The sequence below is a fragment of the Streptomyces incarnatus genome (genome assembly GCF_001027185.1).
Lineage (GTDB): Bacteria > Actinomycetota > Actinomycetes > Streptomycetales > Streptomycetaceae > Streptomyces > Streptomyces puniciscabiei.
Genome location: NZ_CP011497.1, coordinates 6,395,077 through 6,407,057 on the forward strand (window position 1 = coordinate 6,395,077; position 11,981 = coordinate 6,407,057).

Sequence of the window (11,981 nt, forward strand, 5' to 3'; positions counted from 1 at the left end):
AGCGCGGGCTCACTCGAACGGGTGAACCATGGTCGGAGGGGAACGACCGTGCGAGGGCGGGCCGTTGTTCGGGCATGACGGTCGAAATGCGTGAGGGATACGAGGGCACGGGACCCGGCGCGATCACCCCGGACGGCTGCGCGGTCGAACTGTACGAGCGGCTGCCGGTCGGCGACGAGCCGGACATCATCGCCGCGGCGGTACCGGCCGGGGCGCACATCCTGGAGCTGGGCAGCGGGGTGGGCCGGATGACCCACCCCCTGCTCGAACGAGGCTTCACGGTCACGGCGGTGGACGAGTCCGCCGAGATGCTGAGCCGGATCCGCGGGGCACGCACGATATGCGGGCCCATCGAGCAACTCGACCTGGGCGGCGAGAAGTTCGACGTGGTGATGCTCGCGTCGTTCCTCGTGCACGCCGGTGACGAGGAGGTGCGCCGGGGCCTGCTGCGCACCTGCGCCCGGCATGTGGATGAGCACGGCTGCGTGCTCATCCAGCGGGAGGGCGAGGACTACCACACGAACGTGCCCAGGGAGCGGGTCGATTCGAGCGGCTTCACCGTGCGGATCGTCTCCGCGGAGCCGGTCGGCAACGGAGCGAACTCGGTCCATGTCGAGTACGACTTCCCGGACGCGCGCTGGACCCAGACGTTCCTGGCCCGGCCGCTGACCAAGGAGCAGTTCGAGTCGGCACTGGAGGAAGCGGGGCTGGAGGTGGACGCGTATCTGACACCGGACCGGACATGGGTGCGTGCGGTGCGGAAGGGATAGCGGGCACTCGGTCGCGCGGCGCGGCCGGGAGAGCGATGAGTTTCCGGACGGCGCGGGGTCTACCACGGTGAAAGCAATCGGCACCGCTTCCCCAGGAGATCCTCATGTCCGAGACGACCGCCGCTCCCACCGCCCGCACCGCCTCCGCCTCCTCCGCCGGCTCCCTCAGTGGCCGCAGGCGTGCGGCCCGGGTCGCGCTGCGGACCGTGCAGGTGCTGCTCGCGCTGTTCTACGGCGTAGCGAGCGCGCTGCCCAAGCTCATCGCGCACCCCTCGGCCGTCGAGGCCTTCGACAGGATCGGCTGGGGCAGCGGGGCCATGTACACCATCGGTGCGCTCGAACTCGCCGGAGCGGTCGCGCTGTTGGTCCCCGTGTTGCAGTCCCTGGCGGCGATCGCGCTCAGCGCGCTGATGGTGGGCGCGTTCATCGTCCAGCTCACGGCCTTCGACGGTCAGAACGCGGCGACCCCGCTGATCCTGATCGTGCCGCTCGCCCTGATCGCCTGGGTCCGGCGCGAGCACAACGGGGAGCTGCTGCGGCTGGTGCGGCGGCGGTGACGCGGGAGCGCGGCGCCGACGCGGCCGGCCGGGCGCGGGGGCCCGGCCGACGGCGCCGGCGGGTGCGTGCGGGAAGTCGTGTGCGGGCGGGAAGTGGCGGCTCCGGGTCACCGTCCCCGGGCGCGCCCTCCACTGCCGCCCGACCCGGACGCGCCGCGCCTGCCGGACGCGCCGGATGCACCGCGCCCACCGGATCCGCCGCGCCCACCGGATCCACCACGTTCACCGGATCCACCGGGGCCGCCCGATCCGAACCCGCCTCGGCCCCCGGACCGACTCCGGCCTTCGGAGCGGCCCCCGCCCTCGGACCCGCCCCCGCCCTCGGACCCGCCTCGGCCCCCGGACCCGCCTCGGCCCCCGGATCCACCGGAGCCGCCGAGGCCGGTGGGCCCGCCGAGTCCGGCGAAGCCGGGGGAGCCTGCGGCGGCGCCGAGGGCCCCGAAGCCGCCCGGGAGGCCCGGGCCCGCGAGGCCGCGGAGGCGTTCCATTTCGCGGCGGTCGCGCTTGGTGGGGCGGCCGGTACCGCGGTCGCGAAGGCCCGCGGGTGCGACGGCCTCGCGGGGTGGCGGCGGAGGGGAGTTGTCGATGTAGCACTGGGCGGCCACAGGCGCGCCGACCCGCTTGCGGATCAAGCGCTTGACGATCACGATCCGCTCCCGGCCCTCGTGCCGCAGGCGGACCTCGTCGCCGACGCGCACGGAGTAGGCGGGCTTCACCCGCTCGCCGTTCACATGGACGTGGCCGCCCCGGCAGGCGGTGGCGCCCAGGGAACGCGTCTTGATCAGACGCACGGCCCAGATCCAGCTGTCGATCCGGACCGTCTCGCCCTTGCCCGGCCCCGCGTCCTCGGCGGCGGCCACCGCGGCGGCGATCTTCGGATCGAGGGGCTGCTCGGCGGAGGCAGCGACACCGGAGCCGTGGGTGCCCTGCGCGTCCGGCGCGTCCTGGGCGGGGTCGGGCCCATCCGGTCCGGCGGTCCCACGGTTCACGTTCTCGTCCGCATCCTCGGAAGCCATGCCCCGACCTTAACTCCCCGGGCCGGGTGAGCCGGAGGCGATTTTCCCGGGGTGGTGGAGGCCGGCGGTGCCCAGGCACCCGTGCGGATCACGGGAGGCCGCACCCAGCCTGGCGCACCCTGAATGTGCCACAGCACGGCGGTGCCCTGTCCTCGTGCGCTCACCGCCGAGACGGACACCACGCCGTACGGCCTCGACGGCTTCGACGGCCCTGACCTCGGCCCACCCCTCCCGCAGCGGCTCCCGCCGTCTCCATCGCACCCGTGCTGGTCGGGCCCGTCGGGGCATACGGTGGCCGTATGGACGACAGCAGCGCCCTTGCCCGGCTCGATCGGCGGGTCGCGGACTGCCGGGCCTGTCCTCGGCTGGTGGAGTGGCGCGAGGAGGTGGCCCGCACGAAGCGGGCCGCGTTCGCCGACTGGACGTACTGGGGGCGGCCGGTGCCCGGCTTCGGCCCCGCCGACGCACGGCTGGTGATCATCGGGCTGGCCCCGGCCGCGCACGGCGGCAACCGCACCGGCCGGATGTTCACCGGAGACCGCTCCGGAGACGTGCTCTACCAGGCGCTGTACGACGAGGGCCTCGCCTCCCAGCCCACGTCCGTCAGCGCCGACGACGGGCTGGAGCTCTACGGCGTCCGTGTGACCGCGCCGGTGCACTGCGCCCCGCCCGCCAACAAGCCGACCCCGGGCGAGCGGGACACCTGCCGCCCCTGGCTGGTCCAGGAGCTGAGGCTGCTGCGCCCGACGCTGAGGGCCGCGGTCGTGCTGGGCGCCTTCGGCTGGCAGGCCGCGCTGCCCGCGTTCAGCGAGGCGGGCTGGACCGTGCCCCGGCCCCGCCCGGCCTTCGCCCATGGCACCCGGGTCGCGCTCGACGGCCTCGACCTGTTCGGCTGCTTCCACGTCAGCCAGCGCAACACCTTCACCGGCCGGCTCACCACCGAGATGCTCCGCGAGGTACTGCGCGCGGCGGCGAGGACGGCCGGACTGCGGTGACCGGCCCGCCCCGACACCGGCCTCGGCCGGCCCGCGCCCGTCAGCGGCACGCCGCGGCCCCGGCACCACGGTGACGGGCCTGACCCCCGCCTGGGGCCCGGCGTCGGCCGAGGGCTGGCTGGACAGCTACCTCTCGGCCGCCGCCGTGCTCGACACCCTGCGGACGTACGACGGGCCCGCCTACGACGCCGTCGTCCTGGCCGGCTTCGGCGAGCACGGCCCGGAGGGCGTACGGGAGTTGGTGGACGTCCCGGTCGTGGACATCACCGAGGCAGCCGCCCACCTCGCCTGCCTGCTCGGCCGCCGCTACGGCGTCGTCACCACCCTCGACCGCTCCTGCGGGCAGATCGAGGACAGCCTGGAGACGGCGGGCGTGGCCCGGAACTGCGCCGCCGTCGTCGGCACCGGTCTCGGCGTCCTCGACCTCGCCGGCGATCCCGGCCGCCCCGAGGCCGCGTTCCTGACGGCGGCCGAGCGGGCCCGGGACGCGGGCGCCGAGGTCCTGGTCCTGGGCTGCGCCGGGATGACGGGGCTGCAGCGGGCGGTGGGGGAGAAGCTGGGGCTGCCCGTGGTCGACGGCGTCGCGGCGGCGGTCAAACTCGCCGAGTCCCTGGTCACCCTGGACCTGACCACCAGCCGAGCGGGCAGCCACCAGCAGCCGCTGCCCAAGGAGAGGAGATGGGGGCGGCGGCCGGCGCGGTGATCCGGCGGGCATGCCCCCGACCGCGCCGGTGAGGCGCGTGACCCTGACCGCGCTGGTGGGGCGCGTGACCCGGACCGCCTCGGTGGGGCGCATGACCCGGACCGCGATGGTGAGGCGCGTGATCCCGACCGCCACGGCGGCGGGCATGTCCCCGACCGCGATGGTGGGGCGCGTGGCCGCGACCGCCACGGCGGGGGCGTGATCCCGACCGACCGCCGCGGCGGGCATGCCCCCGACCGCGACGGTGGGGCACGTGGCCGCGACCGCCACGGTGGGGCGTGACCGCGACCACCACGGCGGGGCGTGATCCCGACCGGCCGTGGCGGCGGGGATGCCCCCGACCGCGACGGCGGGGCACGTGGCCGCGAGCGCCACGGCGGGGTGTGACCCCGACCGCCGCAGTGGGCCCGGAACGGCAGGGCTCACGGACGCCAGACGTACCGTACGTCCGGCTCCCGTTCCTCGTTCCCGCTGCCGTCGGTGAACTCGACCGCGGTGAAGCCGTGCCGCTCGTAGAAGCGGTGGGCGGGCTTGTTGACCTGGAAGGTCCACAGGGTCAGCCCGCCCGGGCTGCGCTCCTTGGCCAGTGCGACGAACCGGTCACCGACACCGCGCCCACGCCACTCCGGGTCCAGGTACAGCTGGGACAGCAACTCCCCGTCCAGCACCATCAGTCCGACGATCCCGTGACCGTCGGCCTCCGCCACCCAGGTCTCCCGCAGCGGCACCACGACATCCCGGATGTACTCCCGCACCTCGTCGTCGGTGTGCGGCCGGACGACGCTGGGCAGGGCGGCGTCGAAGGACCGCAGATACACCTCCGCGGCGGCACGCGCGTCCGCCGCCACGGCCCGGCGCAGCACGACCCCGTCGGTCACCGGTGCTCCTCCCGCTCCGGCACCACGGCCGTGGCCGTGATCTCCACCAGCTGCCCGGTGTAACCGAGGCAGGCGACCCCGAGCAGCGTGGACGAGTGCGGACCCGCGCTCAGCCCGGAGGCCTCCACGACCTCCCACACCGCGGACAGCACCGAGGGCTCGCCGCTCACCACGTACACGTCCGTCGCGACGACATGCGCCAAGTCGCTCCCGACGGCGCCGAGTTGCTCCCGCAGATTGGCGATCACCTGCTCGGCCTGGCGCACCGGATCCCCCGGGCCCACGATCTCCCCCTTCTCGTCGAGCGGCACGGCGCCGGCGAGAAAGGCGAGTCTGGTGCCCGCTTCCACCACCGAGGCGTGCGCATAGGTGGGCGGCGGGAAGAGGCCGGGCACAGTCACTCGGCGGATCACGGCGGCTCCTGGGGGAGAGGCTGGGACAACCTCCCGATCATCCGCGCCCGGCCGCGCGGACGCACCCGGTTTTCCCGGCACGCAGCAGCGGTTCGAGGAAACGGCTCGGTTCGCCGTGCCAGAAGACGGCGAGCGCGTCGCGGGAGCGCTCTCTTACGTTACGAAGAATTCCCAATCACCCTGTCACTAGGGGCGATGCGCGATGCAGCGGGGCGGAGAAAGCCGCGATGGTCGAGCCGTTGTACGTACCGGTCCTGGCCTTCCTGAGTGAACGCGGCATGGGCATCCGCGTCCTGCGGGACACCGCACCCGACGAGCCCGAGTCGAGCCGGCTGCCGGCCCTGCGCAACCGACTCCTCACGTCCGGTGCATGCCCTCGTGTGTACGACAGCGACGGCGCGGAGCCTTTCCACAGTGCGCATGACTGAAAGAGGCTTGCTCTTCGGCGGGCCGCACATAGAGTCGGCCGGCCGGTTGGTGAAACGATCACGGAAAGCGTGCGGAGAGGACTCGGGGGAATCGCTTATGGCGCAGGTCAAGAAGCCCTATCCGGTGACCGAACTGCTGGCCGCCGTGCGTTCGGAGATTCTGGCGGAGCGCCGCAGTGACGCCAGCGACGCGCAGAAGGTGTCACTTTCCGGTGGCCGCCTCGTGTCGTCCGGTGCTGAACGTTTCGAGTACCTCTTCGTCTGCAAGAAGTGGTACGAGTCGCTGGACGGCGCCCCGGTGCTCGTCCGGGCGTCGCATTCCCGCGGTCCCTGGTCGGCGGCGGAAGCGTTCCGGATGCCTGATGGGACCGTGCGGCTCGTCGTCGCGGAGAGTCTCGGCCAGTCGGTGCGCAACGCCCAGATCAGAAAGGACGACTCTGCAGGACTGGTTGTCCTCGCCGAGCGTCTCGAGTCGGCAGGAGAAGCCGACAGCCCGATACGCACGGAAAGCGCCGGATGGATAGTCGGTCAGGGAAATCCGCAGACTGCGCGTGACTCCGATCCGAGCCGCTGGGTCGCGAACTGGCAGGCGCTGAGGTTGAATTCACGCCAAAGGCTGGCCATCGAGCAGGCGCTGGCGAGTCAGATCCTCTTCCTGTGGGGGCCACCGGGAACGGGCAAGACGGATGTAGTGGGGTATATCGTCGAGGGAAGCTTCCGACAGGGGCACAACGTGCTCTTCCTCGCCCCGACAAAGGTGGCGGTGGACCAGGCGCTTGAGCGCATCTGCGACCTCCTCTCGGCCCAGGAGGGGTTTGCCGAGGGACTGGTGCAGCGGGCTGGTGACATCGAGGTTCCCTCTCTGCGTGAGCGGTACGGCGAGTACGTAGACGCCGCGCAGATCACTGCCCGGGTCTCGGCTCAGCTGGACGAGGCCCTCACTGGTGCGACGCAAACCCTCAAGGACATACGGGCTCTCGTCGCTCTTCACGACGATGTGACCTCTTTGGTGGAACAGCTTGCGACCGCTCGTGCGGCTCACATCGATGCCAGGACACGGAGGGCGGCCGCCGAGCAGGACGCGCTGCGGGCGGAGGCGCACGCCGCACAGCTGCGCTTGAAGATCAGCCGACTGGGAACACCCGGCGGCCTCTTCGCCAAGCGCAAAGAGGGCCAGCTGGCCGACCTGGGGAACGAACTCCTACAGGCCGACGCTGCGATCCGGGGCGCCCGTCAGCTGAACGTCGACGCCGGCCGCCGAGCGAGTCAGGCCGCCCAGCAGATCGACGAGTTGAGCGGGCGCCTGGCCGGCGCCAGGGCACGGCTTGCCGGAGTCCCTGCCCGGACCGTGCTCGCACAGCAGGCGGATGCCACGCAGAAGCTGCTCGACGAGCTGGACCAGCAGCGCAAGAAGATCCAGGACACGGTGCGCGCCAGGTGCCGGGTCATGGGGGCCACCGTCGCGAAAGCCGTGCAATCGCGGAAACTGCTGGACCGTGTGGACGTCGTCGTGATCGACGAGGCGGGCATGGTGGATCTGCCCTCGGCATGGCTGGTCGCGGGCCTCGCCGGGAAACGGGTGGTCGTCGCAGGGGACTTCCGGCAGCTTCCCGCCGTCACGAAGGGCGAGGGCGACCGGAAGGCCACGGAGGAGGAACGTGCGCACTCCCGGCAGTGGGCGTCCCGGGACGCCTTCCATGCGGCGGGTCTGGTCGCCGAGTCCGGGGCGGTGCGACAGGATCCCCGGCTCGTGTCTCTGGACACCCAGTACCGCATGCGTGAGCCGATCTGCGACGTGGTGAACGTCGTCGCCTACCCGGACGCTCCGCTGACGACAGGCCGAGACGACCGAAGTCGCATTCCCTTCAATTCGCTGGTCGATTCCCCGGTCATCCTCGTCGACACCTCGAAACAGCGGATCGCGGGACCCGACAACAAGGCCAACACGGTGAACGAGGCCGTGGTCCACGAACTCGTACGGGGACTTCAGTACGAGGACGTCCTCCCCGGCCGCAAGTGGGACAGCGTGGAGCTCTCGCAGGGTGAGCGTGCGACGGACCGGCTCGCCGTCATCGCCCCCTACCGTGCGCAGGTCAAGGCATTGCAGGGCAGTCTCAAGTACCGCTTCGGGGAGGAGTACGAAGGCCTCGTCGACACGATTCACCGGTTCCAGGGAAGCCAGCGCCCGATCGTCATCTTCGACACCGCTGTCGGCGCCGGCAAGGACCCCGGGTTCTTCTACAGGGGGTCCGGGCTCTCCTCCCATACCTGCCGGCTCCTGAACGTCGCCTCAGCCGCGCCCAGGACCACCTGATCGTCGTGGCCGACCTCGCCCATCTGCGCCGCCATCTGGCACCGCACAGCGAGGCCCGGCTCATGCTCGACCACCTGGAGAGTCACGCCCAGGTGATGTCGGCCGATCAGCTCGTCCCCATCCGGGACGCCGCCCAGCTCTCCGCCCTCACCGAGGAGGAACTGCAACGGCCGGCCTTCTTCCCCGCGGATGAGGTCCACAAGGCTGTGGAGTGGGACATCGAGCGGGCGACGACCAGCATCGAGATCTACTGCCCCTTCCTCGACCCGAACCCGGTCCGAAAGTGGTCCGCGCTGCTCGGGCGGCGAGTGGACGACGGAGTCCGAGTGGTGGTCTACACCCGCGCCGCCGAGGAACAGCGCGACGATGCCGCGGCCGAGCGCCATCAGCAGCGCATCGATGAACTCCGGGCGGCAGGCTGTGAGGTGGACTTCCGCGAGCGCATGCACGAGAAGGTGCTCATCCTCGACGGCACCGTTCTGTGGCACGGATCGCTCAACCTGCTCGCGAACACCGGACCCACCGACCTGATGATGCGGTTCACGGACCCCACGTCCTGCGAGCGCGTCAGCCGTGTCATCGAACGGGCCCGCAAGGACAGGCCTGCCTGGAACCCGCGCGCGTCGGGGGGCCGAGGCGCCACGCCGGGCGGAGTCTCCGGCGTCTCACAGGGCATGGCCGATGCCGCCACCCCGTCGGCGAGCGGCATCAGCCCGGGGGCCGTGGTCAACGGACGTCTCTACCTCGACGTCCCGTTCGCTGAGAAGGACGAGGCCAAGAAATTGCTCGGTGCCAGGTGGGACAAGCCGAACAAGCTCTGGTACGTCGATGCCGCCCGTGTCACACGCGAGCAGGCGCGCCGCTGGCTTCCCTGACGTGCCGGACGCGCTCCGTTGGCGCTTGTCCGGCGGATCGGCCCAGTCATGCCTGGCGGCTCCGCTGACGCTGCCGAGCGCTCTGCGCGTCGGCGGACGATGTGAAAGTCGGGTCCCAGTTGGCGGGTGGTGGTCGCCTTCACCAACTCTCTTGGCCCGCATTTGCCTTGACGATGCCTCAGGTGCCGGTCAAGAGGCGGTACGTCGTCGGCGGCGTGAGGATCTCCGCCCACACCGTCTTCCCCGGGGCGGGCGGACGAGGGGCCACGCCCCACTTGTCGGCCAGCGCGTCCACGAGGAGCAGGCCCCGGCCGGACTCGGTACCGGCGTCTGCCTGCGGTTGGGTGAGACAGGGAAGCCGTTCGCCTCTGGTGTCGGTCACCTCAATACGGCAGGTGTCGCCGGCCAGGGTGAGCCGTACGTGGAAGTCGCGTCCGGGTACGTGGCCGTGGCGTACGGCGTTCGCGGTGAGCTCGGCGGTGATCAGGGTGAGCGTCTCGTTGAGCGGGCCGGTGTACGGGTGGCCCCACTCGTCCAGCCGGTGCGAGACGAGACGGCGGGCGAGGCGGGCGCCGCGCGGGGTGGAGGTGAACCGCATGGCGAACTCATGAGTTTCCGACTTCATGCGGTCAACGGTGATGCACTGTGAGTAACGTTTACAGAGGTGAAGCGCTGACGCGTCCGGGCTGTACGTGTCGGTGTAGAGCCTGTAGGCAAGGCGGGGCGTGACTGGTGGGTGCGGTAGGGGAGGTGCTGCCTGCGTGAGCGAGGAAGTGCGGGCGACGGAGGGTGAGTTCGAGGTCGGCACGGGGATGCTGGCGGTGTTCGGCCGGCAACTGAAGCTGTTCCGGGAGCGGGCGGGGCTGGATCGGGCGACGTTCGGGTCGATGGTGGGGTACTCCGCGTCGACGATTGCTTCGTTCGAGCAGGGGAGACGGATTCCGCCGCCCAAGTTTATTGACCAGGCGGATGAAGTGCTGGGTGCGGGTGGGGTGTTGAGCGCGGGGAAGGAGGAGGTGGCTCGGGCTCAGTATCCGGCGTTCTTTCGGGATGCGGCCAGGTTGGAGACGAAGGCGGCGGCCCTCCACGTGTACGCCACGAAGGCTGTGCCGGGTCTGTTGCAGACGGAGGATTACGCGCGGGCGGTCTTCACCATGTGGCGGCCCTTGCTGGATGAGGAGACCATCGGTCAGCGGGTCGCGGCTCGCCCGGCGCGTCAGGAGATCTTCTCCCGCACGCCGTTGCCCACCATCAGCTTCGTCATCGAGGAGTTCGTGCTGCGGCGCCCTCTGGGTGGATGGGCAGTGATGCGGGGCCAGTTGGAGCAACTCCTTCTGTACGGGCAGCGGCGTAACGTCGAAATCCAGGTGATGCCGATCGAGCGGGAGGAGCACGCTGGTTTGGATGGCCCCTTCAGCTTGATCGAGACGCAGGAAGGACAGAGGATCGCGTACGTGGAGGCGTACAAGGACAGCCGCCTCTACACGGAGCGGAGGTCGGTGCGCGAGATCGAGGAGCAGTACGGCATCCTCCGGGCCCAGGCTCTCACTCCGCGCGAGTCGCTGGCCCTCGTTGAGAAGTTGCTGGGAGAGGTATGAACGTCGAATCGCTGACCTGGATCAAGAGCAGCTACAGCACCGGCTCCGGCGGTGAGTGTGTCGAGGTCGCCGCCACCTCGGACGCGGTGCACGTCCGTGACTCCAAGGACACGAGCCGACCTGCGCTGACCGTGGAGCCCGCCGCGTGGAGCGCGTTCGTGGAGTTCGCGGCGGTCTGACCATGAGGGAGCCCTCGGCGCGTACGCCACGTGTCGAGGGCAGGCCCGGGAGGGAAGAGGGCGGCACGAAGGCTGCGATAGGTGTGGAAGGGAATCATGGCCCGCCAGACCTGACGGACAGTGCAGGAAACACATCCCGGGTGCGGACCACGAGGTGGCCGCGGCAGGCTGAGCGCATGCCTCACTCTCCCGACCCGCTCTTCCTCGACGCCGTGGCCGACCGCCTCGCCGCCCTCCCCACCGTCCGGGCCGTCGCCCTCGGCGGTTCCCGCGCCCAGGGCACCCACCGGGACGACAGCGACTGGGACCTGGCCGTCTACTACCGCGGCCCCTTCGACCCCGACGACCTGCGCGCCCTCGGCTGGGAGGGCGAGGTCTCCGAGATCGGTGGCTGGGGCGGCGGGGTCTTCAACGGCGGCGCCTGGCTGACGGTCGACGGGCGTCGGGTCGATGTGCACTACCGGGACCTCGACGTGGTCGAGCACGAGCTGGCGGAGGCGGCGGAGGGACGGTTCCGGGTGGAGCCGCTGCTCTTCCATCTCGCCGGCATCCCCACCTATCTGGTCGTGGCCGAACTCGCCGTCAACCGGGTGCTCCGCGGCACCCTGCCCCGCCCGGCGGGCTACCCGGCCCGGTTGCGCGACACCGCCGCCGAGCGCTGGCACGGCACCGCCCGCGCCACCCTCGCCTACGCCAAGGCCAACCACGCCCCCCACGGCCGCCTCACGGAGACCGCCGGCGCCATCGCGACGGCCGCCGCCCAGGCCGCGCACGGCGTGCTCGCCGCACGCGGTGAGTGGGTCACGAACGAGAAGCGCCTGCTGGAGCGGGCCGGGCTGCGGGGGATCGACGCGGTGGTCGCCGAGCTGCGGGCCGCACCGGAGACCCTCGTCGCCGCCGTGACCGAGGCCGAGGAGATTGTCGCCGGCGCATCGCGCTCGTAGAGGGGCCGGCTCATCGCGTGCACAGAGGGGCCGGTGCATTGCGCGCGTAGAGGGGCCGGCTCATCGCGCGCGTAGAGGGCCGGTGCATCGCGTTCACAGAGGGGCCGGCGATTCGCGTGCACAGAGCAGCGGGCGCATCGCGTGCACAGAGCAGCGGGCGCATTGCGTTCATAAAGAAACCGGCCGTCCGGGCACCTTTCACACGTCCGAAACGTGATCGCCCGGTCCGTACCCGGAGCGCCCCCTACCGTGGAAGCACAGCCCGCCCGGCCACCGTCGTCCGAAGGCAAGGCACATCCCGCCCGCGAACG

At 71.4% G+C, this 11,981-nt stretch carries 14 protein-coding genes and 1 pseudogene; 11 read left to right on the top strand and 4 right to left on the bottom strand.

The genetic code is table 11. The annotated features are described in order from the left end of the window. Window positions 1-74: 74 nt before the first annotated feature. Both ABB07_RS28870 and ABB07_RS28875 read left to right on the top strand, forming a co-directional pair. Entirely contained in the window at window positions 75-770 is a 696-nt protein-coding gene (locus ABB07_RS28870) for a class I SAM-dependent methyltransferase (RefSeq protein WP_244189550.1), read from the top strand. Window positions 771-874: 104 nt separating this feature from the next. Beyond that, entirely contained in the window at window positions 875-1,327 is a 453-nt protein-coding gene (locus ABB07_RS28875) for a DoxX family protein (protein ID WP_208901455.1), read from the top strand. 107 nt (window positions 1,328-1,434) lie between these two features. Here the strand turns inward: ABB07_RS28875 and ABB07_RS42070 are convergent, their stop codons facing one another. After that, window positions 1,435-2,343 carry an RNA-binding S4 domain-containing protein gene (locus tag ABB07_RS42070; RefSeq protein ID WP_208901456.1) on the bottom strand — a complete coding sequence of 303 codons (909 nt, stop codon included), beginning with the start codon at window positions 2,341-2,343 and terminating at the stop codon, window positions 1,435-1,437. Window positions 2,344-2,642: 299 nt separating this feature from the next. On the opposite strand from ABB07_RS42070, the gene ABB07_RS28885 reads away from it, so the two are divergent. The 3 genes and pseudogenes from ABB07_RS28885 to ABB07_RS28895 all read left to right on the top strand — a co-directional run bounded on the left by ABB07_RS28885 (window position 2,643) and on the right by ABB07_RS28895 (window position 4,243). Continuing rightward, window positions 2,643-3,338, top strand: coding sequence for a uracil-DNA glycosylase (locus tag ABB07_RS28885; RefSeq protein ID WP_208901457.1), 696 nt, complete (start codon window positions 2,643-2,645; stop codon window positions 3,336-3,338). Window positions 3,339-3,384: 46 nt separating this feature from the next. Beyond that, window positions 3,385-4,041 (top strand): annotated as a pseudogene (locus ABB07_RS28890) (aspartate/glutamate racemase family protein); the annotation flags it as partial. Window positions 4,042-4,078: 37 nt separating this feature from the next. Next, window positions 4,079-4,243: a hypothetical protein gene (locus tag ABB07_RS28895; protein ID WP_208901458.1), complete on the top strand. Its 165-nt coding sequence runs from the start codon at window positions 4,079-4,081 to the stop codon at window positions 4,241-4,243. A gap of 220 nt (window positions 4,244-4,463) precedes the next feature. On the opposite strand, the gene ABB07_RS28900 is transcribed toward ABB07_RS28895, so the two are convergent. After that, window positions 4,464-4,919, bottom strand: coding sequence for a GNAT family N-acetyltransferase (locus tag ABB07_RS28900; protein WP_208901459.1), 456 nt, complete (start codon window positions 4,917-4,919; stop codon window positions 4,464-4,466). Then, a complete protein-coding gene (locus tag ABB07_RS28905) occupies window positions 4,916-5,332 on the bottom strand; it encodes a RidA family protein (RefSeq protein WP_208901460.1) in 417 nt (138 codons plus the stop codon). Before ABB07_RS28905 ends, ABB07_RS28900 begins: the two co-directional genes overlap by 4 nt. Window positions 5,333-5,559: 227 nt before the next feature. Here ABB07_RS28905 and ABB07_RS28910 point away from each other — a divergent pair, with 227 nt between their 5' ends. The 3 genes from ABB07_RS28910 (at window position 5,560) to ABB07_RS28920 (ending at window position 8,949) form a co-directional block, all read left to right on the top strand. Continuing rightward, complete coding sequence (locus ABB07_RS28910; protein WP_208901461.1) at window positions 5,560-5,760, top strand: hypothetical protein; 201 nt, start codon at window positions 5,560-5,562, stop codon at window positions 5,758-5,760. 97 nt (window positions 5,761-5,857) lie between these two features. After that, window positions 5,858-8,074 (top strand): DEAD/DEAH box helicase, encoded by a 2,217-nt coding sequence (locus ABB07_RS28915; protein ID WP_208901462.1) that lies wholly within the window; start codon window positions 5,858-5,860, stop codon window positions 8,072-8,074. 5 nt (window positions 8,075-8,079) lie between these two features. Then, window positions 8,080-8,949: a DUF5710 domain-containing protein gene (locus ABB07_RS28920; RefSeq protein WP_208901463.1), complete on the top strand. Its 870-nt coding sequence runs from the start codon at window positions 8,080-8,082 to the stop codon at window positions 8,947-8,949. Window positions 8,950-9,127: 178 nt separating this feature from the next. On the opposite strand, the gene ABB07_RS28925 is transcribed toward ABB07_RS28920, so the two are convergent. After that, the gene (locus ABB07_RS28925; protein WP_244189551.1) at window positions 9,128-9,574 is read right to left on the bottom strand and encodes an ATP-binding protein; all 447 of its coding nucleotides are present in this window, start codon (window positions 9,572-9,574) and stop codon (window positions 9,128-9,130) included. A gap of 187 nt (window positions 9,575-9,761) precedes the next feature. Here ABB07_RS28925 and ABB07_RS28930 point away from each other — a divergent pair, with 187 nt between their 5' ends. The 3 genes from ABB07_RS28930 to ABB07_RS28940 all read left to right on the top strand — a co-directional run bounded on the left by ABB07_RS28930 (window position 9,762) and on the right by ABB07_RS28940 (window position 11,670). Beyond that, complete coding sequence (locus tag ABB07_RS28930) at window positions 9,762-10,547, top strand: helix-turn-helix domain-containing protein (RefSeq protein WP_208903666.1); 786 nt, start codon at window positions 9,762-9,764, stop codon at window positions 10,545-10,547. Further along, window positions 10,544-10,726 carry a DUF397 domain-containing protein gene (locus ABB07_RS28935; protein WP_208901464.1) on the top strand — a complete coding sequence of 61 codons (183 nt, stop codon included), beginning with the start codon at window positions 10,544-10,546 and terminating at the stop codon, window positions 10,724-10,726. The genes ABB07_RS28930 and ABB07_RS28935 overlap by 4 nt, the downstream gene beginning before the upstream one ends. Window positions 10,727-10,902: 176 nt before the next feature. After that, on the top strand, window positions 10,903-11,670 hold the full coding sequence (locus ABB07_RS28940) for a nucleotidyltransferase domain-containing protein (protein ID WP_208901465.1): 768 nt from the start codon (window positions 10,903-10,905) through the stop codon (window positions 11,668-11,670). Window positions 11,671-11,981: the final 311 nt, after the last annotated feature.

Bases quoted from the DNA above. Each gene is read 5' to 3' on its own strand.
- ABB07_RS28875 (WP_208901455.1), top strand. From the start codon at position 875: ATGTCCGAGACGACCGCCGCTCCCACCGCCCGCACCGCCTCCGCCTCC.
- ABB07_RS28925 (WP_244189551.1), bottom strand. From the start codon at position 9,574: ATGAAGTCGGAAACTCATGAGTTCGCCATGCGGTTCACCTCCACCCCG.
- ABB07_RS28910 (WP_208901461.1), top strand. From the start codon at position 5,560: ATGGTCGAGCCGTTGTACGTACCGGTCCTGGCCTTCCTGAGTGAACGC.
- ABB07_RS28930 (WP_208903666.1), top strand. From the start codon at position 9,762: ATGCTGGCGGTGTTCGGCCGGCAACTGAAGCTGTTCCGGGAGCGGGCG.
- ABB07_RS28915 (WP_208901462.1), top strand. From the start codon at position 5,858: ATGGCGCAGGTCAAGAAGCCCTATCCGGTGACCGAACTGCTGGCCGCC.
- ABB07_RS42070 (WP_208901456.1), bottom strand. From the start codon at position 2,343: ATGGCTTCCGAGGATGCGGACGAGAACGTGAACCGTGGGACCGCCGGA.
- ABB07_RS28935 (WP_208901464.1), top strand. From the start codon at position 10,544: ATGAACGTCGAATCGCTGACCTGGATCAAGAGCAGCTACAGCACCGGC.
- ABB07_RS28940 (WP_208901465.1), top strand. From the start codon at position 10,903: ATGCCTCACTCTCCCGACCCGCTCTTCCTCGACGCCGTGGCCGACCGC.
- ABB07_RS28870 (WP_244189550.1), top strand. From the start codon at position 75: ATGACGGTCGAAATGCGTGAGGGATACGAGGGCACGGGACCCGGCGCG.
- ABB07_RS28885 (WP_208901457.1), top strand. From the start codon at position 2,643: ATGGACGACAGCAGCGCCCTTGCCCGGCTCGATCGGCGGGTCGCGGAC.